The sequence below is a fragment of the Achromobacter sp. genome, assembly GCF_057314935.1.
This window is the reverse complement of record NZ_DBHKZA010000009.1, coordinates 47,380-70,421: the sequence shown is the minus strand read 5'-3', so window position 1 is coordinate 70,421 and position 23,042 is coordinate 47,380. Positions and strand designations below refer to the sequence as shown.

Here is a 23,042-nt window from a genome sequence, read left to right as displayed (position 1 = left end):
GGGCGGCGCCAGGGCCGCCCCGCAAGGCCGGCGATCAGGCGCCGGCCAGGACGATCTTCTTTTCCTTGGGCACCACCAGCGCCGTCATTTCCTTGCGGTAGCGGTTCAGGTCCTTCACCGTTTCGAAGCTGCGGTCCATCAGCTTGGACAGGATGTGCAGGATGCGCGTGGCGACCTTCTGTTCCCAGATGCCGTCAAAGCGGATCTGCGTGTCCAGCCAGTGCTCCAGCCAGCCCGGCTCCGGCAGGCGCGACTGCACCGTATCGTTGGGGAACAGGTCCTTGTTGACGTGCAGGTTGGTCGGGTGCAGCGCCTGCTGGGTGCGGCCGGCCGAGGCCATCAGCACGCCGATCTTCGAGAACGCCAGGCGAGCCTGCTCACTCGTGTCCTGGCCGCGGTCATGCAACGCGCGGCGCATGTACTGCAGATAGGCGCCGGCATGGCGCGCTTCGTCTTGCGCGACGGTCTTGTAGATGGCCTTGATGACCGGTTCCGTATGCCATTCGGCGGCGCGGCGGTACCAGTGGTTCAGACGGATTTCGCCGCAGAAGTGCAGCATCAGGGTTTCAAGCTCGGGCGCGGCATCGAATTCGAAGCGCACGTTGTGCAGCTCTTCTTCGGTCGGCACCAGGTCCGGGCAGAAACGGCGCAGGTATTCGATCAGCACCAGCGAATGCTTCTGCTCTTCGAAGAACCACACCGACATGAACGCGCAGAAGTCGCTGTCGCCGCGGTTGTCGCGCAGGAACATTTCCGTTGCCGGCAGGGCCGCCCATTCGGTGATGGCGTTCATCTTGATCGTCTGGGCTTGCTCGTCGGAAAGCTTGCTGCGATCGAAATCCCCCCAGGGGATGTCGTGGGCCATGTTCCAGCGCACGGCTTCCATGGTCTTGAAGAGTTCAGGATAAAGCATGGTCTGCCCTTGTATTCGTCCCGCTTGTGGGGCGATAAAAATTAATGAATGGCGCGCGCGTCTTTTCGGCGTGACGCTGCATTCATCCACCGCAGCGCTATTTTTCGCCGTCTCCCGCGAAGCTATGATGACCGTTTCATGAATGAAACATGACAGGGTTCGTCTAGATCATCGCGCCGCCTACCGGGTCAAGGCCCATATTGCGACCCCGATCGCAAGAGCCAGCACCCCAACCAGCGCTGCAACCAGCCGGTTGTTTTGTTCCTGGGCGCGCCGCAGGTGAACCATCTCGGCCAGCAGTGCGGGCGAGACGTTCGGGCGGCTCAGGTGGTCATGGACCAGCCTGGGTAAGGCGGGCAGCATCTGAGACCACTGCGCGGCTTCTTTTTCCAGGCTTTGACGCAACCCCTTGAATCCGACGCGCTGACGCATCCAGCGTTCCAGATAGGGCTTGGCGGTCTTCCAGAGATCCAGGTTGGGATCGAGCTGGCGGCCCAATCCCTCGACGTTCAGCAACGTCTTTTGCAGCAGCACCAGCTGCGGCTGGATCTCCACATTGAAACGGCGCGACGTCTGGAACAGGCGGAGCAGCACCTGCCCCAGCGAGATCTCGGACAACGGCCGGTCAAAGTACGGTTCGCACACGGCGCGCACGGCGCCCTCCAGCTCTTCTTCGCGCGTGTCGGCAGGCACCCAGCCCGACTCGATGTGCAGTTGCGCCACGCGCCGGTAATCGCGGTGGAAGAAGGCCAGGAAATTCTGCGCCAGGTAGTTCTTGTCGAACTCGGACAGCGAACCCACGATGCCGAAGTCCAGCGCGATATAGCTGCCCAGCGTGTCGGGGCGGTCCGACACGTAGATGTTGCCCGGATGCATGTCGGCGTGGAAGAAGCCGTCGGTGAACACCTGCGTGAAGAAGATCTCCACGCCCGTGCGCGCCAGCGTCGGGATGTCGATGCCCGCTTCGCGCATGCGCTCGACCTGGCCCACCGGCATGCCGTACATGCGCTGCATGGTGAACACCGTGGAGGCCGTGTATTCCCAGATGACCTCGGGCACGATCAGCATGTCGCCGCGGCCCGACTCCGGGCCGAAATTGCGGCGCAGCTGGCTGCAGTTGGAGGCTTCGCGCACCAGGTCCAGCTCGTCGTGCAGATACTTGTCGAATTCGGCCACGACTTCGCGCGGCTTCAGGCGGCGCCCGTCGGCGCCCAGGCGCTCGATGATGCGCGCCACGATCTTCAACAGCGACAGGTCTTTTTCGATGATGCTCAGCATGCCCGGGCGCAGCACCTTCACGGCGACCTCGCGGCCATCGTGCAGCACGGCGAAGTGCACCTGGGCGATCGAGGCCGAGGCCACCGGGTCCACCTCGAACTGCGCGAACAGCTTCTCGGGCGGCGCGCCCAGCGCGGCTTCGATGCAGGCGGCGGCTTGCGCGGACGGGAACGGCGGCACCCGGTCTTGCAGCAGCGCCAGTTCGTTGGCGATGTCGGCGGGGATCAGGTCGCGGCGGGTGGACAGCACCTGCCCGAACTTCACGAAAATGGGACCCAGCGATTCCAGGGCCAGGCGCAGGCGCTGCCCGCGCGGCTGGCGCGGCCGGGTGCCCAGGCGGATGACGCGCAGCAGGCAGGTCGCCAGCGGATGGTTCAGGCTGGAGAGCACCAGCTCGTCCAGACCATAGCGCAGCGAAACCAGGATGATGCGGAACAGGCGCAGCAGGGGAAACATGGATCAGGCGCCCCGCTTTGCGCTGGCGGCTGCCAGACGGGTTTGCAGGGCGGTGGCCGAACGCGCCAGCGCATCGGCGCGGGCGTTCAGTTCGGCCAGGTCCAGGCGCCATTGCTCAAGCGCCGGGCGGCCGGCCAGCACGCCGCTTTCTTCCGCCAGGTATTCGGACACGTTCTCGGCCAGGCGACGGCCGGCCGTCCGCGCGCCATCAGTCGCAGCCCGGGCACCGCCCACGATGCGCAGCGCGGCGATATCGCCTACCACGCGGGCCAGGGCGTCTTCCGGGTCCCAGCGCAGTTGCTTGGACAGGTCCGCCACCACTTGCGCCAGCGCCGCGTCGCCCGAAATGTGCGTCGCTTCGGCGAAATCGGGCGCCTCGCGGTCTGTGCCCAGGCGCGGCAGGGGCAGCTTTTCCGGGGCGACGGTCAGGGTCACGTCGGGCACCACGGCCGGGTCGGCCTGGGCCGCCAGGCCCTCGCTGTCGATCGTCAGGCCTAGCGTGAAGCCTCCCAGCGCGAAACGCACGGTTTTGCCGGCGTGGCGCGCCAGGCGCTCGCGCGCCCAGTCCTCGCGCCGCAACAAAGCGTTGAGCGCGCTGACAGCCAGTCGCGAGGGAGTCGGCAGGAACGAAAAAGGCAGCATGACGGTCTGCAACGGCCCCGGTGGCGGGGGTTGCCGAAGTTAATGGCTAAATCGGGAGTGTAACGGGTTAGATGGGTGCGTGTTTTGCGGAAAGAACATGGAAAAACCGGCCCTTGGAGGGCCGGTTCAAGCAGATGCCTTGCGGCATCCGCAACGGAGGCGGGAATCGGACCCGGCCGGCCAGCCTTAGCTGGCGAGATCCACCGGGATCTGCTGGATGCCGGCCAGCAGCCAGCCGCCATTGGCAGGCTTGAACAGGTTCCAGACTTCTTCGAAGCGGAAGGCCTCGGCGCCCGGGGCTTCGCGCAGCATGCCGGAGAAGCGCACGCTGGCCAGGTGGCCGTCGGACACGGTTTCGATACCCAGCATCTCGGCGTTCAGCAGGACCACTTCGGTCTTGTTGGGCGCGGCGCCGCGCTCGGCCAGTTGCGGCTTGAGCTCGGTGATCAGGTCGTCGGTCAGGAAGTCGCGCAGGCCATCGGTGCTGCCGCTGTCCCACACGGCCTGGATGCGGACGAACTGCTCCTTGGCCTGCTTCAGGAAGTTCGGCGTATCGAAATCGCCCGGCACGAACCAGTTGTTGTCTTCACCGGCCTTGGGCAGCACGGCCGGCGGAGCCACGGGCGCAGCGGCCACGGGTGCGGCAGCAGCGGCCGGCGCGGCGGCAGCCGGCTTCAGCGCTTCACGCCACATGGGCTGCTGTTGCTGGCCCGGCGCGTTGTTGGCGCCGTTGAAGGCACCTTGCGTCGCGGTGCGCGGCGCGGCGCCACGCAGGCGGCGGATGATGAACATGACGGCGAACACGACCGCGGCGATCAGCAGCGCAGAGCCGAGGAATTCGGCGAACGCGCCCGACAGGCCCATGCTGGACAGCAGGGCAGCGATACCCAGGCCGGCGGCGATGCCGGCGATGGGGCCGAGCCAGCGCGACGCGCCGCTCTTGGCGGCGGCGCCCGCGGCGCCGGCCGTGGCCGCACCCGCGGCTGCCGGCGCCGCGGTGGCGCCTGCCGTGTTGTTCGCTGCAGCCGGAGGCGTCGTGGCCTGGCGTTGCTGGGTCACATTGGAGGATTGACGGCCGACGCTGCTGCCGCCGCCTGCACGACGGGCTTCGGCGTCAAAGGACGCCGTCACCAACGCCGCGCCGGAGATGGCGATGAGCGCCGCGGCGACAAACCGCGAAAAACAGAATTTGTTCATAGAGTTTGCTCCCTCGTACTCGCGCCCCCGCTGCCCCGAGCAGCGGGGAGTCCCACGGACAGCGGGACCATAGTCGCGACTTTTCTTACAGTAATCTGAATGACGTAAGAATAACGGACAAGACGCCAGCCCACAAGTTCCCCGTGGGGTGGCGAAACATCCTATGGACGGGCCCGATTCAGCCCAGGCGCACGCCCTCGTGCAGCGCGGCGATACCGGCGGTCAGGTTGAAGTACTGCACCCGGTCCAGGCCGGCGGTGCGCAGCATGTCGGCCAGGGTTTCCTGGTCCGGATGCATGCGGATGGATTCCGCCAGGTAACGGTAGCTGGCTTCGTCCTTGGCGACTTTCTTGCCCAGCCAGGGCAGCACATTGAACGAATACCAGTCATAGGCCGGCGCCAAGGGCTTGGCCACGCGCGAGAACTCCAGCACCAGCAGCTTGCCGCCCGGCTTGAGCACGCGGGCCATTTCGGCCAGCGCGCGGTCCTTGTGGGTCATGTTGCGCAGGCCGAAGGCCACGCTCACGCGGTCGAAATACCCCGTGGGGAACGGCAGGCGCTCGGCGTCGCAAACGGCGGTGGGCACAAGCAGGCCCGCGTCGGTCAGGCGGTCGCGCCCGACACGCAGCATGGAATCGTTGATGTCGGTCAGCCAGACTTCGCCCGTGGGGCCGGCTCGCTTGGCAAAAGCCTTTGCCAGGTCGCCCGTGCCGCCGGCGATGTCCAGCACCTTCATGCCGGGGCGGATGGCCGCGCGGCCGATGGTGAAGGCTTTCCAGACGCGGTGCAGGCCGGCCGACATGAAATCGTTCATGACGTCGTAGCGCTGGGCCACCGAGTGAAAGACTTCAGCGACTTTGCGGGCTTTTTCGCCTTCCGGCACCGTTTGGAAGCCGAAATGCGTGGATTGCGAATTGGAATCCGCGGAATGTTGCGATTCGGAGGGGTTTTGCATGGTGAATTCCCGATATATCGTTCAATGGTAGCCTATCGGGCACCGGGCGGCGGCCAGTGAACCTGCCCCGGCAGCACCCTGCGGTCACATACCTGAAATATTGCGGCCATACTATCGCAATGTTCGCGCCGCGCCGGCGCTCCGAAGTGTGCCAAATTCGCCATGTCCAGCACTATCCTCGTTGTCGAAGACGAACCCGCAATCCAGGAACTGATCGCCGTCAACCTGTCTTTCGCGGGGCACAAAGTGTTGCGCGCCTTCGACGCCGACCAGGCCCAGACCTTGATCCGCGCCGAACTCCCCGATCTGATCCTGCTGGATTGGATGCTGCCCGGCACGTCTGGCCTGGCCATGGCGCGCAAGCTGCGCAACGACGAGCGCACCCGCGCCGTGCCGGTCATCATGCTGACCGCCAAGGGTTCCGAGCAGGACAAGGTGGACGGCCTGGAGGCCGGCGCCGACGACTACATCACCAAGCCGTTCTCGCCCAAAGAGCTGATGGCCCGCATCAAGGCGGTGCTGCGCCGCCGTGCCCCCCAGCTGACCGACGACGTGATCGACGTGGGCGGCCTGAAGCTGGATCCGGTGACGCATCGCCTGTCCGGCAACAGCCAGTCGCTGCAGATCGGCCCCACCGAATTCCGCCTGCTGCACTTCTTCATGACCCACCCCGAGCGCGTCTTCTCGCGTTCGCAACTGCTGGACCAGGTCTGGGGCGACCACGTGTTCGTCGAAGAACGCACCGTGGACGTCCATATCCGCCGCCTGCGCAAGGCCCTGGAACCCAGCGGCCACGACGCGCACGTGGAAACGGTGCGCGGCAGCGGCTACCGGTTTACGGCACAGCTCCCGACGCGGTAAAACTCCCGCACGATGATCTGGCTGCGCACACTTTTCCTGGTCGCCCTGTGGGCGGTGATTTCGCTGCTGGCGCAATGGCTCATAGGAGACCCGTTGGGCTGGATAGTGTTTTCGGCCGCGCTGACCGCCATGCTGCTTTGGCGCAGCTGGAGGCTGACGCTGGTCTCCCAATGGGCCAACCACCCGGACACCTCTCCCCCCGCCTCCGTCGGGCCCTGGGACGACATCCTCGCCCCCCTCTACCGCTATACCCGCGCCCGTGCCCGCGAACTGGCCGAAACCCGCGACACCATGCAAGGCATGCTGGCCGCCGCCCAGGCCTTGCCGGACGGCGCGGTCACCCTGAACGCGGACTTCCAGATCGACTGGTGCAACCGCATGGCGCGCCAGCACCTGGGCCTGCGCCTGCCGGCCGACCGCGGCCATAACCTGTTGAACCTGCTGCGCGCGCCGGAGTTCGTGGAATACGCGCACCGGCCCGCCTGGCCCGAGCCGATCCTGGTGCGCCTGGGCCAGCACGGCCAGGAACGCCTGATGATGATGCAGCTGACGGCCTACGCCAGCAATCAGCGCCTGCTCATCACCCGCGACGTCACCCAGATCGAACGCCTGGAAACCACGCGCCGCGACTTCGTAGCCAACGTGTCGCACGAACTGCGCACGCCGTTGACCGTGCTGGCCGGGTTTCTGGAAACGTTGCGCGACATGCCGGCCGACGCGCTGCCGGAAGAGCAGCGCGCGCAGTACATCGACATGATGCACGAGCAGGCCCAGCGCATGCAGGCCATCGTGGAAGACCTGCTGACCTTGTCCACGCTGGAATCGTCGCCGGGCAGCGACCCGCGCGCCATCAATATGGGCGCGCTGCTGCAGAAGGCGCGCCAGCAGATCGAAGCGCTGTCGGGCGGACGCCATGTTCTGGAGTGGCACATCGACGACACGCTGGACGTGCTGGGCGCCGAAACCGAGCTGACCTCCGCGCTGTCGAACCTGCTGACCAACGCCGTGCGCTACACGCCCGACGGCGGCACGATCACCGTGCGCTGGGAACGCGAAGCCGACGGCGGCGCGCGCTACAGCGTGCAGGACACGGGCATCGGCATTCCCGCACGCCACCTGCCACGCCTGACCGAACGCTTCTACCGCGTGGACCGCGGCCGCTCGCGCGCCGTAGGCGGCACGGGCCTGGGCCTGGCGATCACCAAGCACATCGCCATGCGCCACGACGCCGAACTGCTCATCACCAGCGAACCGGGCAAGGGCAGCGTCTTCGCGCTGCGCTTCCCCGCAGAGCGCATCGCCATCGACGAGCCCGCGTAAACGTTGCCACGTTGGAACCCTCCGCGCCGTCCGGCGCGGATGGTAAATTCCGGGCCATGCGCATCCTGGTCATCGAAGACGAACCCAAACTGGCCGACTACCTGAAGAAGGGACTGTCGGAACAAAGCCATGTCGTGGACCTTGCCCGCGACGGCGTGGACGGCCTGCATCTGGCGCTGGAAGGTGAATACGACCTGATCGTGCTGGACGTGATGCTGCCGGGCGTCGATGGCTTCGGCATCCTGGCGTCCGTCCGCGCGCAGAAAGACACCCCCATCCTGATGCTGACTGCGCGCGACGCGGTGGAAGACCGCGTGCGCGGCCTGGAAGGCGGCGCCGACGACTACCTGGTCAAGCCTTTCGCGTTTTCGGAATTGCTGGCGCGCGTGCAGGCGCTGCTGCGCCGCGGACGCACGCAGGAGCCCACCCTCTTGCGCCTGGCCGACCTGGAACTGGACCTGGCGCGCCGGCGCGCCCAGCGCGGCGGCCGCCGGCTGGACCTGACCGCCAAGGAATTCAGCCTGCTGGCGCTGCTGCTGCGCCGCCAGGGCCAGGTGCTGTCGCGCACCACGCTGGCCGAACAGGTCTGGGACATGAACTTCGACAGCGACACCAACGTCATCGACGTCGCGGTGCGCCGCCTGCGCAGCAAGCTGGACGACCCGTTCGACGCCAAGCTGCTGCACACCGTGCGCGGCATGGGCTACGTGCTGGAGTCGCGCCCCGAATCGCAACCCGGCCCCCGCCCCGAATGAAGCCGCCGCGCGTGCGTTCGATGCAGGCGCGGCTGACCTTGCTGCTGGGCGCCATCGCGCTGCTGGTTTCCAGCCTGGCCGGCGCCACTCTCTTCTGGGCGCTCAAGCGCGAAGTCGAGCGCCAGGAGATCACCGAGGTCAACGGCAAGCTTGAACTGATCGACCACCTGATCGACATGCAGAACAGCGCCAGCGGCCTGCAGGACCTGGCCGCCACGTTCGACGAGATGCGCGCGGGCCAGGGCCAATTGGGCATCTGGATCGTGGACGCCCAGGGCAAGGCGGTCTATGGCGGCCCCGCCCCGGAAACGCTGGACACCGTGGGCGGACACCAGGTCGTGCTGCAGGCGGCCGACGGCGGCCGCATGCGCGGCCTGCGGGTCGCCATGAACGACCGCATCCTGCCGGGCGCGCAACTGACCGTGGCCGTCAGCACGCGCACCAGTTCGCAGTTCCTGTATGCCTACGGCACGGCGCTGGTGCTGATCTGCGCGCTTTGGGTGGGCGCGACGGTGGTGCTGGCCGCCTGGGCCGTGCGCCGCAGCATGGCGCCCACGCGCCGACTGTCGGAACAGGCCGCGCGCATCCAGCCCGACAACCTGGCGCGGCGCCTGCCGCTGGAAGACACCGACCGCGAGCTGCATGAACTGGTGCGTTCGTTCAATCGCACGCTGGATCGCCTGCAGGCGGCCTACCAGCAGATGGAAGGATTCAACGCCGACGTCGCGCACGAGCTGCGCACGCCGCTTGCCACGCTGATCAACGGCGCCCAGGTCATGCTGTCGTCGCCGCGGGATGCCGCCGAACTGCGCGACGCCCTGGAATCCAACCTGGAAGAGCTTGAAGACCTGAAGAAGCTGGTCAACGACATGCTGTTCCTGGCGCGCGCGGACCGCGGCGAACAGGCCGCCGACCTGGCCCCGGTGTCGCTCGCCGCCGAAGCCCGGCGCGTGGCGGAATACTACGAAGCCACGCTGGAAGAACACGGCGTGCGCCTGCGCTGCGAGGGCGATGCCACGGTGGCCGCCAATTCCGGCCTGGTGCGCCGCGCCCTGGCCAACCTGATCTCCAACGCCATCAAGGCCACGCCCGCGGGGCACGACATCGTGCTGCGCTGCTCGGCGTCGCCGTCGGGCGCGCGGGTGGAAGTGCAGAACCCCGGCCCGCCCATCCCGGCGGCCGACCTGCCCCGCATTTTCGACCGCTTCTTCCGGTCGGGCCAGACGCGCGCGCCGCGCAGCGAGGGCCACGGCCTGGGCCTGGCCATCGTGCGCGCCATCGCCCGCATGCATGGCGGCGACGTGGACGCCGTGTCCGACGGGCGCGGCACGGTGGTGGGCATCACGTTGCGCGGGCCCGTGTCGCCGGCCGCATCCGGGAACATTACAAAACCGTAATCCGGACGACAGAATCGGGTCACCCCGGCTTTCCTACAGTGTCATCACGACCACCCCTCCCAAGGATTCTCGTGAAAGACACCCTGATCCGTTTCACCCAAGCCGCCGCGCTGGCCCTGCTGGTCGCCGGCGCCGCGCAAGCCGCGGGCGAACACGCCGGCCACGGCATGTCCATGCCGGCCGCGTCCACGCCCATCGGCAAGCCGGGCGACGCCGCCCGCGCCACGCGCACCATCGATGTCGACATGACCGACGCCATGCGTTTCACGCCCGACCGCATCGAGGTCAAGGCGGGCGAAACCGTGCGCATCAACGTGCGCAATTCGGGAAAGATCCGCCATGAACTCGTGCTGGGCACCGAGGCCGACCTGAAGGCGCACTACGCCATGATGATGAAAGACCCCGGCATGCGCCACGAAGAGGCGAATGCGGTGTCGCTGGACGCCGGCAAGACGGGCCAGATCGTCTGGCGCTTCGACAAGGCGGGCACCGTGTCCTTCGGCTGCCTGGAACCCGGCCACTACAGCGCCGGCATGAAGGGCGCGGTGTCGGTCCTTTGACGCCCGGCGCCTTCCTTCCATGAGCACATCCCCCCCTCTTGCCCGCCGCCGCTTCGTCCAGGGCCTGGCCGCCGGCGGCGCGCTGGCCGCGCTTGGCGGCTGGCGCGCCGCGTTGGCCTCGCCCGCGCCCGCCAACGAACTGCGCGGCACGGAATTCCATCTGGAAATCGGCGAGACGCCCGTGAACTTCACCGGCGCCGCGCGCATCGGCACCACGGTCAACGGCCAGGTGCCCGCCCCCCTCCTGCGCTGGCGCGAAGGCGACACGGTAACCCTGCATGTCACCAACCGGCTGCGCGAGCAGACCTCCATCCACTGGCACGGCATCCTGCTGCCGACCGAGATGGACGGCGTGCCGGGCTTGAGCTTTCCCGGCATCGACCCGGGCCAGACCTTCACCTACCGCTTCGCGCTGCGCCAAAGCGGCACGTACTGGTATCACAGCCATTCGGGCTTCCAGGAACAGACCGGCCTGTACGGCGCCATCGTGATCGACCCGCGCCGCCGCGACCCCATCGCGTCCGACCGCGACTACACCGTGCTGCTGTCGGACTGGACGGACGAAGACCCGATGCGGCTCTTCAACAAGCTCAAGGTGATGCCCGAGTACTACAACCGCATCCAGCCCAGCGTCCAGAGCCTCGCCGCCGACGCGCAGGAACGCGGCTGGCGCGCCGCGCTGTCCGAACGCCTGATGTGGGAACAGATGCGCATGACGCCGACCGACCTGGCGGACGTGTCCGGCGCCACCTACACCTATCTGACCAACGGCGCCACGCCCTCGGGCAACTGGACCGGGCTGTTCAAGCCGGGCGAACGCATCCGGCTGCGCTTCATCAACGGCTCGGCAATGACGTACTTCGACGTGCGCATCCCCGGCCTGAAGATGACGGTGGTGGCCGCCGACGGGCAGGACGTGCGGCCCGTGGACGTCGAGGAATTCCGCATCGGCGTGGCCGAGACCTACGACGTGATCGTCGAGCCGCAGGACGAGCGCGCCTATACGATCTTCTCGCAGGCGATGGACCGTTCAGGCTTTGCCCGCGCCACGCTGGCGCCGCGCGCCGGCATGCAGGCCGACGTGCCCGCGCTGGACCGCGTGCAGTTGCTGGGCATGATGGACATGGGCATGGCGCACGACATGGGAGGATCAGGCGGCATGTCCGGCATGGACCACGGCGGGCACGGTGCCTCGGCGGCCGGGCAAGGCGGCATGGTCGAGGTCAAGCACCCTTACCCGACCGAACGCGGCGTCAGCAATTCCATGCTGCCCGACGTGGTGTCGACGCGGCTGGACGACCCGGGCGTGGGCCTGCGCGACAACGGCCGGCGCGTGCTGACCTATGCGGACCTGCATTCCATCCGAGAACCCGAGGACAACCGCGCGCCGTCCCGCGAAATCGAACTGCACCTGACGGGCAACATGGAACGCTACATGTGGTCGTTCAACGGCGTGAAGTTCTCGGACGCCAAGCCCATCGTGCTGCGCTATGGCGAGCGCGTGCGCTTCGTGCTGGTCAACGACACCATGATGACCCACCCGATCCATCTGCACGGGCTGTGGAGCGACCTGGAGTCGCCCGACGGCGCCTTCCAGGTGCGCAAGCACACGATCACCCTCAATCCGGCGCAGCGGCTGAGCTACCGCGTCAGCGCCGATGCGCGCGGGCACTGGGCCTACCACTGCCACCTGCTGTATCACATGGAGGCCGGCATGTTCAGAGCGGTCGTGGTGGAGTAAGCGATGACGACGCAACACAACCTGCTGGGCGCCTGCGCTCTTGCCCTGACGCTGGGCGCCGCGGGCGCCCACGCGCAACCCGCCGCGATGGATCACGCCGCGATGGACCATTCCAGCATGCCCGGCATGGATCACGGCGCCATGAGTCCTGCCCCGGCTCCCGCCGCCATGGATCACGCCGCGATGGGGCATGGCGCCGCCCCCGACTCGGACGCGCCGCCGGTCGGCAGCCTGCCGAGCAGCGACGGCGCGGGCGAACGCGGCTACGACAGCTACGGCATCCACCCCCACATGATGGACAACGCGTCCACCTGGCAAGTGCTGTTCGACAAGTTCGGCGTCACGCGCAACCGCGACGGCGAAAACGCGCTGGACTGGGACGGCCGCTTCTGGTTTGGCTCGGCCACCGACCGCCTGCTTATCAAGAGCGAAGGCGAACGCGAAAGCGGCGGCGGCTCGGAAGGAAAGGTCGAAGGCTTCTGGAGCCACGCCGTGTCGCCCTTCTGGAACCTGCAGCTGGGCGCCCGCCGGGACATCGGCACCGGCCCCAAGCGCAACTGGGCCGCGTTCGGCATCGAAGGCCTGCTGCCCTACAACATCGAACTGGAGACGACCGCCTATGCGGGATCGTCCGGCCGCACGGCACTGGCGATCAAGGCCGAGTACGACCTGATGCTGACGCAGCGCCTGATCTTCACGCCGGAACTCGAAGCCAGCCTGTACGGCAAGCGCGACCCCGAACGCGGGATCGGATCAGGCCTGTCCACAGGGTCGCTCTCTTTGCGGCTACGCTATGAGGTCACGCGGGAGTTCGCCCCTTACCTTGGCGTCTCCTTTGAACGGAAGTTCGGCCAGACCGCCAGCTATGCGTCGGACGCCGGAGCCAGCCGGTCCCAGACGGCCGTCATGGCGGGCGTCCGGTTCTGGTTCTGACCCGGCGCCACGCCCCTCATATCAATAAGGAGCCTCATGAACATTTCCCGTATCACGCGCCGCGTGGCCCTGGCCGCGGCCCTTTGCGCCCCCGCCTTCGCCACCGCGCAAACGCCCGCCAAGGTCGAAGTCTGGAAGACGCCCACCTGCGGCTGCTGCGAAGATTGGGTCAAGCACATGCGCGACAACGGCTTTGCCGTCACCACGCACGATGTGCAGGACACCGGCCCTATCCGCCGCAACGCGGGCATGGCCGATTACGGGTCGTGCCATACCGCGGTGGTGGACGGCTATGCGCTGGAAGGCCACGTGCCCGCCAGCGACGTGCGCCGCCTGCTCTTGGAAAAGCCCGACGCCGCAGGCCTGGCCGCCCCCGGCATGCCGCTGGGTTCGCCCGGCATGGACGGCCCCGAATACGGCGGCCGCAAGACGCCGCACGACGTGTTGCTGGTGGACAAGCGCGGCGGGGCCAAGGTTTTCCAGGCGTACCGCTGAAACAATTCATCCACACCGCCCCAATGGCTACTCCTTGCACTGCAGCAAAAATGCGCCACAATAAATAAAACGCATTCTTCACCCACCCCTTGGCAGTCATGGCAAAAATCGTCCTGTTCGAGAACATCCATCCGAGCGCGCGCGCGGTCTTCGAAGCCGCCGGCTACACCGACATCGTCACGCACGCCGCGGCCCTGCCGCCGGCGCAAATGCAGGAAGCCCTGCGTGGCGTGCACGTGGCGGGGATCCGTTCTCGCACGCACCTGGACGCCGCCTTGCTGTCCAGCCCGGACCTGCGCGTCGTGGGCTGCTTCTGCATCGGCACCAACCAGGTCGACCTGGATGCCGCCATGCAGCGCGGCGTCCCGGTGTTCAACGCGCCCTTCTCCAACACCCGCTCGGTCGCCGAGCTGGTGCTGGGCGAAGCCATCCTGCTGCTGCGCCGGATTCCGGAAAAGAATGCGCGCGTGCATCTGGGCCATTGGGACAAGAGCGCCTCGGGCGCCTTTGAAACCCGCGGCAAGACGCTGGGCATCGTAGGCTACGGCAATATCGGTTCGCAGATCAGCACCCTGGCCGAGAGCCTGGGCATGCGCGTCATCTACCACGACGTGGAAGCCAAGCTGCCGCTGGGCAACGCCCGCCCCGCCGGGACGCTCAACGACCTGCTGGAACAGGCGGACGTGGTGACGCTGCACGTGCCGGGCGGCAAGTCCACCGAAAACATCATGAACGCGGAGACGATCGGCCGCATGCGGCGCGGCGCGATCCTGATCAACGCCTCGCGCGGCACGGTGGTGGACATCGACGCCCTGCACGCCGCGCTGAAGTCCGGCCACCTGGCCGGCGCCGCGCTGGACGTGTTCCCCACCGAACCCAAGGGCGCGGACGAACCGCTGGCCAGCCCGCTGATCGGCCTGCCCAACGTCATCCTGACCCCGCACATCGGCGGCAGCACGCAGGAATCGCAGGAGAACATCGGCCGCGAAGTGGCCGAGAAGCTGGTGCGCTTCATGCAGGCCGGCACGACCAAGGGCGCGGTCAACTTCCCCGAACTGCCCTACCTGGAGCCGGCCGGCGCCACGCGCATCCTGCACGTGCACCGCAACGCCCCGGGCGCGCTCGGCACGCTGGACAACCTGATGGCGCAGCACGGCCTGAACATCGTCAGCCAAACGCTGCAGACCAAGGGCCAGATCGGCTACGTGATCACCGACGTGGAAGGCCAGGTCGACGACCTGGTGATGACCACGCTGCGCAATCACCCGATCACGGTCCGCTGCGACCGGCTGTAGGATGGGTCAAGCGCGGGGGTCCTGATGCAAGGACTCCGCTTTCGAACGCGCGCTACCCATCAAGCGGCGGTTGTGTTGTGGCTGAATCAGATAAGAAATGCGGCGTTGCTTGATGGGTTGCGCGCGCTAGGCATTCGGGTTCTTGGCCGGATGATCTCGCGCTTCACCCGCCGCTAGTCGGCCGCCGCCGCCATCAGGCATTCCGCCATTTTTTCGCGCACGCTGCCGGCATCGAACGGAAGGCGGCCGATGATGCCGATCTCGCGGTGGAAGGCCTGTTCGCCCAGCGGCACGAGCCGCAGGCCCGTCATGTCCAGGCGCCGCAATTTCGGCAGCAGGGCCACGCCCAGGCCGTGGCGCACCATGTTGGCGATGGCCTCGATCTCATCCAGTTCCACCGCCTCGTGCACGTTCAGGCGGTGCTTCTTCAAGAAGATGTCCACCACCCGCCCGCCGAAGGACGCCCGGTCGTAGCGGATGAAGGGTTGCGCGGCCAGCAGTTCGCGCCAGGGCGCGTCCGGCAAGGAGGCCGGCACGGCCAGCATCACCGGCTCGCTCAGCAGGCGATGCCAGCCCAGCTCGGGCGGCAGCGTGAACGGCGGACGGATCAGCACCGCCATATCCACCTCGCCGGCATCGACTTGCCCCAACAGCGATAGCGACACGCCGGGCACGATGCGCACCCGCACATCCGGGTAGACCGCCCGGAAACGCCCCAGCGCGTCCACCAGCAGGTCCTGCTGCACCGAGGCGATCGCCCCGATACGCAAGGATCCGCTGACCTGGCCCGCCCCCGCCGTCGTGACCATGCGTTCGGCCATGGCGACCAGTTCTTCGGCCTGCGGCAGCATCTCGCGGCCGTGGGCGTTCAGCACGGCGGCCCGCGCCCCGCGGTCGAAAAGCTCGATGCCGAGGTATTCCTCCAGGCGCTTGATCTGGGCGCTGACGGCCGACTGCGTCAGGCCCAGGTGGGCGCCCGCGCCCGTGAACGTCCCGTCGCGCGCCACGGCGATGAAGGTTTTGAACTCTTTGATCACGATCAATAATTTTGATGCTAAGACACAAAAAATATCGTTTTTCAATCAAAAAAACAATACCTAAACTATGCCCTGGTGCTAAAGGCCGCCCGCAAGCGCGGCAGCCGGTAAGCCATCATCTTTTTTGAACACCCCGGAGTTTTTCATGACCGCCCAAACCAACCTGCCGCCGTTCCACCTGGCCTTCCCGGTCCGCGACCTGGCCGAAGCCCGCGCCTTCTACGGCGAAAAGCTGGGCTGTCCGGAGGGCCGCAGCTCGCCCGAATGGATCGACTTCAACTTCTACGGCCACCAGATCGTCGCCCATCTGGCGCCCAGCGAATGCGGCCACAAGGCCACCAGCGCCGTGGATTCCCACAACGTGCCGGTCCGCCATTTCGGCGCCGTGCTTTCCATGGAACAATGGGAAGCCATGTCCAAGCGCCTGATCGACGCAGGCACCGAATTCGTCATCGAGCCCTACATCCGCTTCAAGGGCGAAGTGGGCGAACAGGCCACGATGTTCTTCCTGGACCCGTCGGGCAATGCGCTGGAATTCAAGGCCTTCAAGAACATGGATTCCTTGTTCGCCAAGTAATCCTCCGCCAGAGGTTTCGTGCCGTTGAACGCGCTTTCAGAACCCCCTTCTCCGGCCGAAACCCCCTGGCGCATCCAGCCCCAGGGCGACCGCTGCCTGATCATTTCCTTTGGTGACCGGATCGACGCCGCGATCGGCCGGACCTGTCTGGCCGCGGCGCGCAAGCTGCGCGACGCGCGATTGCCCGGCGTCACCGACGTGGTGCCGTCGTTCGTGGCGGTGGCGGTGCATTACCGGCCCGACGGCCAGGGCAACGGCCCCACCTGTACCAGCCTGACGGCCCGCATCGGCGCCTTGCTGGGCGAGGGCATCACGGCCGACGCCCTGGACGGCCGCCAGATCGACGTCCCCGTCTGCTATGGCGGCGCGCACGGCCCCGACCTGCCCGACGTGGCGCGGGCGGCCGGCGTGACGGAAGACGAGATCATCGCCCTGCACAGCCAGCCCCGCAGCATGGTCTTCATGCTGGGCTTCGCGCCGGGCCACGCCTACCTGGGCGTGCACGATGAAAAGCTGAATATCCCGCGCCGGCCCTCGCCGCGCACCGCGGTGCCCGCGGGCGCCGTGGCGGTGGCCAACCGGCAGACCGTGATCTACCCCAACCGGCTGCCCGGCGGCTGGAACATCATCGGCGCCACGCCGTTGACGCTGTTCGATCCCGCCCGCGAGCCCGCCTCCCTGCTTCAACCCGGTGATTCGGTCCGATTTGTGCCGATCAGCCCGCAGGAGTTCGACCGCATCCGGGAAGCCCGGCCATGAGCGTGACCGTGATCAAGCCCGGCATGCTGTCCAGCTTCCAGGACCGCGGCCGCGACGGCTACCAGCATGAAGGCATTCCGGCCGCAGGCGCCATGGACGAACGCGCGCACCGCCTGGCCAACGCCCTGGCGGGCAACGCCGGCGACCCGGCCACGCTGGAAATGACCCTGCTCGGCCCCACGCTACGCTTTGACGCGCCCACCTGCTTCGCGCTGGCCGGCGCGGACCTGGGCGCAACCCTCAATGGCCAGGACATCCCGATGCACCGCCCGCTGGTGGCGCGCGCGGGCGATACCCTTGCCTTCGGCGCTCGGCCGGCCGCGGGCGTGCGCGGCTACCTGGCGGTGCACGGCGGCTTTGCGCTGCCTGCGGTCATGGGCAGCGAAACCACCTACCTGCGCAGCGGTTTCGGCGGATTCCAGGGCCGCGCGCTGGCCAAGGGCGACCAGATTCCGTTGCGCGCGCCGCTGGCCGACCAGGACTTGGACGCGCTGCAGTCGGCCCTGTGGGACATCGGGGCCTATCTGCCCGGTACGCTGCGCGGCCAGCGCCGCGGCGCCATCCGCTTCCTGCCCGGCCGGCACTGGGACGCCTTTTCGGCTGCTGCGCGCCAAGCCTTCACGGACGCGGAATTCCGCGTGAGCCCGCAATCCGACCGCATGGGCTACCGCCTGCTGGGTCCGGCGCTGCCGATGGACACGCCCCGCCAGATGCTGTCGGAAGCCGCCAGTTTCGGCACCGTGCAGGTGCCCGCGGGCGGCGAAGCCATCATCCTCATGGCCGACCGGCAAACCACGGGCGGCTATCCCAAGATCGCGCAGATCGCCACGGTGGACCTGCCCGCCCTGGCGCAATGCGCGCCCGGCCAGACCCTGCGCTTCCAGCCGATCGGACTGGACGAGGCGCAACGCCTGGACGGCGAGCGCGAATACGCATTCCTCCAACTGCAAGCGGCGCTGGAACCCCTGCGCGCGCTGCTTGCCCCGGCAACAAGGAAACCGCAATGACCTCCCGCATCGATATGAACTGCGACATGGGCGAAAGCTATGGCGCCTGGACCATGGGCAACGACGCCGCGGTGCTGCAATACGTCAGCTCCGCAAACATCGCCTGTGGCTTTCACGGCGGCGATCCCGCCACCATGCGCAAAACGGTGGCGGCGGCGGTGAAGCAAGGCGTGGCGCTGGGCGCGCATCCCAGTCTGCAGGACCTGGCGGGCTTTGGCCGCCGCGTCATCCAGATCACGCCGGACGAAGCCTATGACATCGTGGTCTACCAGATCGGCGCGCTGGCCGGCGTGGCGGCTTCCCAAGGCGCGCGGCTGCATCATGTGAAGGCGCACGGCGCGCTGTACAACATGGCCGCCCGCGACGAGGGCCTGTCGCGCGCGATCTGCCAAGCGGTCAAGGATGTGGACGCCTCGCTGATCCTGTACGGCCTGGCGGGCAGCAAGCTCATCGACGCGGCGCGCGCCATCGGCCTTGCGGCCGCCAGCGAGGTGTTCGCCGACCGCTCCTACCAGGACGATGGTTCGCTGACGCCGCGCACGCGCGCCGGCGCCATGATCGAAGACCTGGACCTCGCCGTGGAGCAGGTGCTGGGCATGGTGCGCGAGGGCAAGGTGCGTTCGATCGACGGGCGCGACGTGCCGGTCCAGGCCGACACGCTCTGCATCCATGGCGACCAGCCCAACGCGCTGCTGTTTGCCAACGGCATCCGCCGGGCGCTGGAACAAGCGGGCATCGAGGTCCGCACGCCGGCCCGGGTTTGAATCCTGCCGGCCGGGCGCGCGGGCTCGGGCCGGATCAGGCCCGGATCAGGCCCGGCCATAGCGCGGCGCCAGGTCTTCGGCAGCCTGGTCGGCCGCGTCGCGGTACGACTGCAGGATGCCCGGCAGCACTTCCACCACGTAGCTGCGCGTCAGGTCCGCCGCGCGCTCGAAATCGCGGCCGGCCAGGGCTTGCGTGATGCCCTGCGTGTACACCTGCAGCGTGTTGGTTTCCATCGAGCGCCTGGCCAGCAGGTAACGCAGCGGCTCCACCTGTTCGTAGAGCTTGCTCAGCATGCTGGTGAGCGGCGTGTTGCCCGTGTAGCGGGCACCGGCCAGATAGAACTCGCGCGAGGCCGCGATGCAGGCGCGGATGTCGCGCTTGGCCACCGCCGCCGCGATAGCGTCGTCATAGCTGCGCAATTCAGCCACCAGCGGCGCCAGGTCGCGCATGTCCGCCAACTGGCGGATGCAATACGCCTCCAGCTCCGCGCGCAACATGTAAAGGTGGCGGATCTGCGTTTCGGTATAGAGGGTGACCCTGAAGCCCTTGCGTTGGATATGCGTGACCAGGCCGCTCAGTTCCAGCAGGCGCAGCGCTTCCCGGATCGGGCTGCGGCTGGTGCCGAAACGCTGCTCTAGTTCTTGCTCCCGCAAGGGCTGCCCGGGCCGGATAGTGCCATCCACTATCAACTCACGAATCTGTTCCTGAAGGAAATACGGAATCGTGGCGGGCGCTTTGACGTCCAATCGGCTCCCCTTGTACTGCGTGATGCATGTATGAGACAGGGAGAAGATACTAGAAATCTATTGAAACACAAATAAGAATATTGTTGCAGAGGCGAAAACCCCGTCCACGGCGCCCCAGCCGGCAGCTCAGTGCCAATCGTCGCGGTAGACGAACTTCGGCATCTGCCAATTGAAGCGCAGGGCCAAGAGGCGCAAGGCGAGGCCGACCGCCAGCGCCAGGGGCACGGCGGCATTGGCCGACAATCCCAGCGACTGGCCGCCCAGGTACAGCGCGCCGGTCACGACCGACACGCTGGCGTACAGCTCCTTGCGGAACAGCAGTGGCACTTCGTTGCACAGCACGTCGCGCAGCACCCCGCCTGCGCAACCGGTGATCATGCCGCTGATCAGCACCACCGTGATCGGCAACTGCATCAGCTGCGCCACCTGGCAGCCGATGACGGTGAACGCCACCAGTCCCAGCGCGTCGGCCAGCAGGAACACGCTGCGCAGCCGCCGCATCACGGGTGCGATCAGCGCGGTCAGGATCGCGGCGCCCCCCGTCATCCACAGGTATTCCGGGTGGACGACCCAGGTCAGCGGGTAGTGCCCCAGCAGCACGTCGCGCAGCGACCCGCCGCCCAGCGCCGTCACGCAGGCGATGATGCACACGCCCATCCAGTCCATGTCGCGCCGGCCCGCCGACAGCGCCGCGGTCATGGCTTCGGCCACGATGGCGACGAGGTACAGCGTGTGCAGCAAGGCGGGTGAAATATCGGAGAACATGGGGGAAGGCGGGAGAAGACGGTGATCGGGCCGGAACGGGGCCGGGCTCAGGGTACGGCAGGCCCCATTGTATTGATCCTGATCTTGCGCAAGCCGCCATTGCCTGCGGGCGCCCCATCCCGTACGCTGGACCGTGCGTTGATATCAATCAATCCCCGGCCCGCGTCGCGGCGGGACAATGGGGACATGCCCTGACGGGCGGTAACAGCCAGGCGACGCGGACGCGGGAGCCGACACCCTGGCGTCAACCGGGAGATAACGTATGACACAGCAAACTGGTCCCATCCTGTTGGCCACGGACCTGAGCGCGCGGGGCGACCGCGCCCTGGATCGCGCGCTGCAGCTCACCAAAGCGCTCAATACCAAGCTGATCGTCCTGCACGTCATGGAAAGCCATTCCACGTCGGCCCGCCTGACCACGCCGGTCTGGCGGCGCCTGTCCTCCGACCACAAGGCCCTGGCCGAACGCGAGCTGGCCGAAGACCTGGCCGCCGCCGACGTGCCGTTTGAAGTCGTCGTGGTGTCGGGCGATCCGCTGTCGCACATCATGGAAACGGCGGACAGCTTCGGCTGCTCGCTGATCGTCACCGGCACCGCCCGCGACGAAACGCTGGGCCGGCTGCTGCTGGGCACGACCGTCGAAAAGCTGGCCCGGCAGGCGCGCCAGCCGGTGCTGGTGGTCAAGACGCGCCCGCGCAAGCCCTACCACGACGTGCTGGTCGCCACCGACTTCTCGCCCGGTTCGCGCCAGGCCTTGCGCGCGGCGCTGCAACTGGTGCCCGACGCCAACCTGACGCTGTTCCACGCCTATGACGTGCCGTTCCAGGGCAAGACGGTGCCCGACGACGCCATCACGCGCAGCTTCTACAAGGGCGCCGAGCAAAGCGCGCGGGAATTCACGGCCGAAACGCCCGAGCTGGCCGGCCTGACCCCGAACGTCGTGCTGGAACCCGGCCAGCCCGAAACGGTGCTGTCGGAATACTCGTTCAACCACCGGTCCGATCTGGTCGTGACAGGCACCCACGGCCGCACCGGCATCCTGCGCACCGCCATCGGCAGCGTGGCCGAACGGCTGCTGGAATCCCTGCCCAGCGACGTGCTGATCGTCCGGTTGACGCAGGATGGGTGAAGCCGCGCGGGTCCTTAGGCAAGAAGCTTGACCGAGCAGGATGGGTGGAGCGCGAGGGTCCTTAAGCAAGAATATTGCCGCCCAGCGCGCGCAACCCATCGCCTCTCTGCTTTATGCCTGGTCGCCCTGCCGTTCCATGGTTTCGATGGTGCCGCGCAGGACCTTCAGCAACACCAGGCCGGGCAATGCGATCAACACGGTCAGCAGGAAAAAGCCCGGCCAGCCCATGTACCCGACGAGCGGCGGCGTCAGCGGCCCGGCCAGATAGGTGCGGCCCACCGCCGACAGCGCCGACAGCAGCGCGAACTGCGTGGCGGAGAACCGCTGGCGGCACAGCGCCATCAGCAAGCCGACGAAAGACGCGGTGCCCAGCCCGCCGCACAGGTTCTCGATGCCGACGCCCGTCGCCATCAGCCACAGGTTCTTCGGGCTGATGGCGATCAGCCAGTACGCCAGGTTCGACACGGCCTGCAGCAGGCCGAAGACCATCAGCGACCGATACAGCCCCCAGCGCGACATCAGCGATCCGCCGGCCAACGCGCCCACGATAGTGGCGGCCAGCCCCAGCACCTTGTTCACCGTCCCGACTTCGGTAGGCGTGAAGCCCGCGCCGCGGATCAGGAAGGTGGTGGACAACGCGCCCGCGAAGGCGTCGCCCAGCTTGTACAGCACAATCAGCAGCAACACCGCCAGCGCGCCGCGCCGCGTGAAAAATTCGTGCAGCGGTTCGCCGACCGCCTCGCGCAGGCTGCGCGGCGCACGGGCGACGTGTTCGGGTTCGGGCGCCAGCAAGGTCGCGACCGAGCACAGCAGCATCAGGCCGCCCATCAGCACATAGGTGTAGCCCCAGCCGATCCACTGATCCGCCAGGATCAGCGCCAGCCCGCCGGAGGCGATCATGGCCAGCCGGTAGCCCATCACCTTGATGGCGGCCCCAGCGCCGCGTTCCTCCTTGCGCAGCACGTCCGTGCAATAGGCGTCGAACGCGATGTCCTGCGTGGCGGAAAGAAAGGCCACCAGCACCGCCAGCATGGCCAGCGGCATGAGCGCCGACGACGGCGACAGCATGCCCATCGCCATGATGGTCACGGCCAGCAGCAACTGCGTCACCAGCATCCAGCCGCGGCGCCGGCCCAGCAAGGGCGGCACGAACCGGTCGACGAGCGGGGCCCAAAGGAATTTGATGGTGTAGGCCGTGCCTACCAGGGTGAGGAAACCGATTTCCTGCAGCGGCACGCCTTCAACGGTGGCCCAGGCCTGCAAGGTTCCGCTGGTCAGGGCCAACGGCAGTCCGCTGGCAAAGCCCAGGACCAGCAAGGGGGCCACGCGGGGGCTGGTGTAGACGTTGGATACAGCGGTAATGACGGTCTCCTGAAACACAGCCGGCGTGGCGCAACAGACGTCGCGCCGCGGGCTCCCGGCATTTTAGGGCCTGTTGGCCCGCGCCGTCAGGACGATC

The 23,042-nt window shown here is 67.4% G+C and carries 23 protein-coding genes; 14 read left to right on the top strand and 9 right to left on the bottom strand.

Features of this window, described 5'->3' with window-relative positions:
• Positions 1 to 34 precede the first annotated feature (34 nt).
• The 5 genes from ACO6D5_RS05295 to ubiE all read right to left on the bottom strand — a co-directional run bounded on the left by ACO6D5_RS05295 (position 35) and on the right by ubiE (position 5,441).
• Positions 35 to 913, bottom strand: coding sequence for a ferritin-like domain-containing protein (locus ACO6D5_RS05295; RefSeq protein WP_315846426.1), 879 nt, complete (start codon positions 911 to 913; stop codon positions 35 to 37).
• Between the two features lie 180 nt (positions 914 to 1,093).
• Positions 1,094 to 2,647, bottom strand: a complete 1,554-nt coding sequence (gene ubiB / locus ACO6D5_RS05290) for a ubiquinone biosynthesis regulatory protein kinase UbiB (RefSeq protein WP_315846427.1) — start codon at positions 2,645 to 2,647, stop codon at positions 1,094 to 1,096.
• A gap of 3 nt (positions 2,648 to 2,650) precedes the next feature.
• Entirely contained in the window at positions 2,651 to 3,289 is a 639-nt protein-coding gene (locus ACO6D5_RS05285) for a ubiquinone biosynthesis accessory factor UbiJ (protein WP_485824782.1), read from the bottom strand.
• Between the two features lie 186 nt (positions 3,290 to 3,475).
• Positions 3,476 to 4,486 carry a Tim44 domain-containing protein gene (locus tag ACO6D5_RS05280; RefSeq protein WP_485824781.1) on the bottom strand — a complete coding sequence of 337 codons (1,011 nt, stop codon included), beginning with the start codon at positions 4,484 to 4,486 and terminating at the stop codon, positions 3,476 to 3,478.
• A 178-nt stretch (positions 4,487 to 4,664) separates the two neighbouring features.
• The gene (gene ubiE / locus ACO6D5_RS05275; RefSeq protein WP_315846341.1) at positions 4,665 to 5,441 is read right to left on the bottom strand and encodes a bifunctional demethylmenaquinone methyltransferase/2-methoxy-6-polyprenyl-1,4-benzoquinol methylase UbiE; all 777 of its coding nucleotides are present in this window, start codon (positions 5,439 to 5,441) and stop codon (positions 4,665 to 4,667) included.
• Between the two features lie 162 nt (positions 5,442 to 5,603).
• On the opposite strand from ubiE, the gene phoB reads away from it, so the two are divergent.
• The 9 genes from phoB to serA all read left to right on the top strand — a co-directional run bounded on the left by phoB (position 5,604) and on the right by serA (position 14,798).
• The gene (gene phoB / locus ACO6D5_RS05270) at positions 5,604 to 6,302 is read left to right on the top strand and encodes a phosphate regulon transcriptional regulator PhoB (RefSeq protein ID WP_006227196.1); all 699 of its coding nucleotides are present in this window, start codon (positions 5,604 to 5,606) and stop codon (positions 6,300 to 6,302) included.
• A gap of 12 nt (positions 6,303 to 6,314) precedes the next feature.
• Positions 6,315 to 7,622 (top strand): phosphate regulon sensor histidine kinase PhoR, encoded by a 1,308-nt coding sequence (gene phoR / locus ACO6D5_RS05265; RefSeq protein ID WP_485824780.1) that lies wholly within the window; start codon positions 6,315 to 6,317, stop codon positions 7,620 to 7,622.
• Positions 7,623 to 7,678: 56 nt separating this feature from the next.
• Complete coding sequence (locus ACO6D5_RS05260; RefSeq protein WP_485824779.1) at positions 7,679 to 8,377, top strand: heavy metal response regulator transcription factor; 699 nt, start codon at positions 7,679 to 7,681, stop codon at positions 8,375 to 8,377.
• Positions 8,374 to 9,774: a heavy metal sensor histidine kinase gene (locus ACO6D5_RS05255; protein WP_315846344.1), complete on the top strand. Its 1,401-nt coding sequence runs from the start codon at positions 8,374 to 8,376 to the stop codon at positions 9,772 to 9,774. Before ACO6D5_RS05260 ends, ACO6D5_RS05255 begins: the two co-directional genes overlap by 4 nt.
• A 71-nt stretch (positions 9,775 to 9,845) precedes the next feature.
• Positions 9,846 to 10,334 (top strand): plastocyanin/azurin family copper-binding protein, encoded by a 489-nt coding sequence (locus tag ACO6D5_RS05250; protein WP_315846345.1) that lies wholly within the window; start codon positions 9,846 to 9,848, stop codon positions 10,332 to 10,334.
• A gap of 19 nt (positions 10,335 to 10,353) precedes the next feature.
• A complete protein-coding gene (locus ACO6D5_RS05245) occupies positions 10,354 to 12,075 on the top strand; it encodes a copper resistance system multicopper oxidase (RefSeq protein WP_315846346.1) in 1,722 nt (573 codons plus the stop codon).
• Positions 12,076 to 12,078: 3 nt separating this feature from the next.
• Positions 12,079 to 13,008, top strand: a complete 930-nt coding sequence (locus ACO6D5_RS05240; protein WP_485824778.1) for a copper resistance protein B — start codon at positions 12,079 to 12,081, stop codon at positions 13,006 to 13,008.
• 36 nt (positions 13,009 to 13,044) lie between these two features.
• A complete protein-coding gene (locus ACO6D5_RS05235) occupies positions 13,045 to 13,503 on the top strand; it encodes a DUF411 domain-containing protein (RefSeq protein ID WP_006227203.1) in 459 nt (152 codons plus the stop codon).
• A gap of 98 nt (positions 13,504 to 13,601) precedes the next feature.
• On the top strand, positions 13,602 to 14,798 hold the full coding sequence (serA, locus tag ACO6D5_RS05230; protein ID WP_315846349.1) for a phosphoglycerate dehydrogenase: 1,197 nt from the start codon (positions 13,602 to 13,604) through the stop codon (positions 14,796 to 14,798).
• A gap of 173 nt (positions 14,799 to 14,971) precedes the next feature.
• On the opposite strand, the gene ACO6D5_RS05225 is transcribed toward serA, so the two are convergent.
• Positions 14,972 to 15,835, bottom strand: coding sequence for a LysR family transcriptional regulator (locus tag ACO6D5_RS05225; protein ID WP_315846373.1), 864 nt, complete (start codon positions 15,833 to 15,835; stop codon positions 14,972 to 14,974).
• Positions 15,836 to 15,980: 145 nt separating this feature from the next.
• Here ACO6D5_RS05225 and ACO6D5_RS05220 point away from each other — a divergent pair, with 145 nt between their 5' ends.
• The 4 genes from ACO6D5_RS05220 to ACO6D5_RS05205 are packed head-to-tail and all read left to right on the top strand — an operon-like array spanning position 15,981 to position 18,942.
• Positions 15,981 to 16,412 carry a VOC family protein gene (locus ACO6D5_RS05220; RefSeq protein ID WP_088590995.1) on the top strand — a complete coding sequence of 144 codons (432 nt, stop codon included), beginning with the start codon at positions 15,981 to 15,983 and terminating at the stop codon, positions 16,410 to 16,412.
• A gap of 24 nt (positions 16,413 to 16,436) precedes the next feature.
• A complete protein-coding gene (gene pxpB / locus ACO6D5_RS05215) occupies positions 16,437 to 17,171 on the top strand; it encodes a 5-oxoprolinase subunit PxpB (RefSeq protein ID WP_485824777.1) in 735 nt (244 codons plus the stop codon).
• Positions 17,168 to 18,178 (top strand): 5-oxoprolinase subunit C family protein, encoded by a 1,011-nt coding sequence (locus ACO6D5_RS05210; protein ID WP_485824776.1) that lies wholly within the window; start codon positions 17,168 to 17,170, stop codon positions 18,176 to 18,178. Before pxpB ends, ACO6D5_RS05210 begins: the two co-directional genes overlap by 4 nt.
• The gene (locus tag ACO6D5_RS05205; RefSeq protein ID WP_485824775.1) at positions 18,175 to 18,942 is read left to right on the top strand and encodes a LamB/YcsF family protein; all 768 of its coding nucleotides are present in this window, start codon (positions 18,175 to 18,177) and stop codon (positions 18,940 to 18,942) included. The genes ACO6D5_RS05210 and ACO6D5_RS05205 overlap by 4 nt, the downstream gene beginning before the upstream one ends.
• 45 nt (positions 18,943 to 18,987) lie before the next feature.
• Here the strand turns inward: ACO6D5_RS05205 and ACO6D5_RS05200 are convergent, their stop codons facing one another.
• Together ACO6D5_RS05200 and ACO6D5_RS05195 are read right to left on the bottom strand one after the other, a co-directional pair.
• The gene (locus ACO6D5_RS05200) at positions 18,988 to 19,689 is read right to left on the bottom strand and encodes a GntR family transcriptional regulator (protein ID WP_315846353.1); all 702 of its coding nucleotides are present in this window, start codon (positions 19,687 to 19,689) and stop codon (positions 18,988 to 18,990) included.
• 126 nt (positions 19,690 to 19,815) lie between these two features.
• The gene (locus ACO6D5_RS05195) at positions 19,816 to 20,454 is read right to left on the bottom strand and encodes a trimeric intracellular cation channel family protein (protein ID WP_035214041.1); all 639 of its coding nucleotides are present in this window, start codon (positions 20,452 to 20,454) and stop codon (positions 19,816 to 19,818) included.
• A 262-nt stretch (positions 20,455 to 20,716) separates the two neighbouring features.
• Between ACO6D5_RS05195 and ACO6D5_RS05190 the strand changes: the two genes are divergently transcribed.
• The gene (locus ACO6D5_RS05190) at positions 20,717 to 21,583 is read left to right on the top strand and encodes a universal stress protein (RefSeq protein ID WP_315846354.1); all 867 of its coding nucleotides are present in this window, start codon (positions 20,717 to 20,719) and stop codon (positions 21,581 to 21,583) included.
• Between the two features lie 111 nt (positions 21,584 to 21,694).
• Here ACO6D5_RS05190 and ACO6D5_RS05185 read toward each other — a convergent pair whose 3' ends face one another.
• Positions 21,695 to 22,945: a muropeptide transporter gene (locus tag ACO6D5_RS05185; protein ID WP_485824801.1), complete on the bottom strand. Its 1,251-nt coding sequence runs from the start codon at positions 22,943 to 22,945 to the stop codon at positions 21,695 to 21,697.
• Positions 22,946 to 23,042 lie beyond the last annotated feature (97 nt).

Coding starts and splice junctions, on each gene's coding strand:
- ACO6D5_RS05295 (WP_315846426.1), bottom strand. CDS start 913: ATGCTTTATCCTGAACTCTTCAAGACCATGGAAGCCGTGCGCTGGAAC.
- ubiB (WP_315846427.1), bottom strand. CDS start 2,647: ATGTTTCCCCTGCTGCGCCTGTTCCGCATCATCCTGGTTTCGCTGCGC.
- ACO6D5_RS05285 (WP_485824782.1), bottom strand. CDS start 3,289: ATGCTGCCTTTTTCGTTCCTGCCGACTCCCTCGCGACTGGCTGTCAGC.
- ACO6D5_RS05280 (WP_485824781.1), bottom strand. CDS start 4,486: ATGAACAAATTCTGTTTTTCGCGGTTTGTCGCCGCGGCGCTCATCGCC.
- ubiE (WP_315846341.1), bottom strand. CDS start 5,441: ATGCAAAACCCCTCCGAATCGCAACATTCCGCGGATTCCAATTCGCAA.
- phoB (WP_006227196.1), top strand. CDS start 5,604: ATGTCCAGCACTATCCTCGTTGTCGAAGACGAACCCGCAATCCAGGAA.
- phoR (WP_485824780.1), top strand. CDS start 6,315: ATGATCTGGCTGCGCACACTTTTCCTGGTCGCCCTGTGGGCGGTGATT.
- ACO6D5_RS05260 (WP_485824779.1), top strand. CDS start 7,679: ATGCGCATCCTGGTCATCGAAGACGAACCCAAACTGGCCGACTACCTG.
- ACO6D5_RS05255 (WP_315846344.1), top strand. CDS start 8,374: ATGAAGCCGCCGCGCGTGCGTTCGATGCAGGCGCGGCTGACCTTGCTG.
- ACO6D5_RS05245 (WP_315846346.1), top strand. CDS start 10,354: ATGAGCACATCCCCCCCTCTTGCCCGCCGCCGCTTCGTCCAGGGCCTG.
- ACO6D5_RS05240 (WP_485824778.1), top strand. CDS start 12,079: ATGACGACGCAACACAACCTGCTGGGCGCCTGCGCTCTTGCCCTGACG.
- ACO6D5_RS05235 (WP_006227203.1), top strand. CDS start 13,045: ATGAACATTTCCCGTATCACGCGCCGCGTGGCCCTGGCCGCGGCCCTT.
- serA (WP_315846349.1), top strand. CDS start 13,602: ATGGCAAAAATCGTCCTGTTCGAGAACATCCATCCGAGCGCGCGCGCG.
- ACO6D5_RS05220 (WP_088590995.1), top strand. CDS start 15,981: ATGACCGCCCAAACCAACCTGCCGCCGTTCCACCTGGCCTTCCCGGTC.
- ACO6D5_RS05210 (WP_485824776.1), top strand. CDS start 17,168: ATGAGCGTGACCGTGATCAAGCCCGGCATGCTGTCCAGCTTCCAGGAC.
- ACO6D5_RS05205 (WP_485824775.1), top strand. CDS start 18,175: ATGACCTCCCGCATCGATATGAACTGCGACATGGGCGAAAGCTATGGC.
- ACO6D5_RS05195 (WP_035214041.1), bottom strand. CDS start 20,454: ATGTTCTCCGATATTTCACCCGCCTTGCTGCACACGCTGTACCTCGTC.
- ACO6D5_RS05190 (WP_315846354.1), top strand. CDS start 20,717: ATGACACAGCAAACTGGTCCCATCCTGTTGGCCACGGACCTGAGCGCG.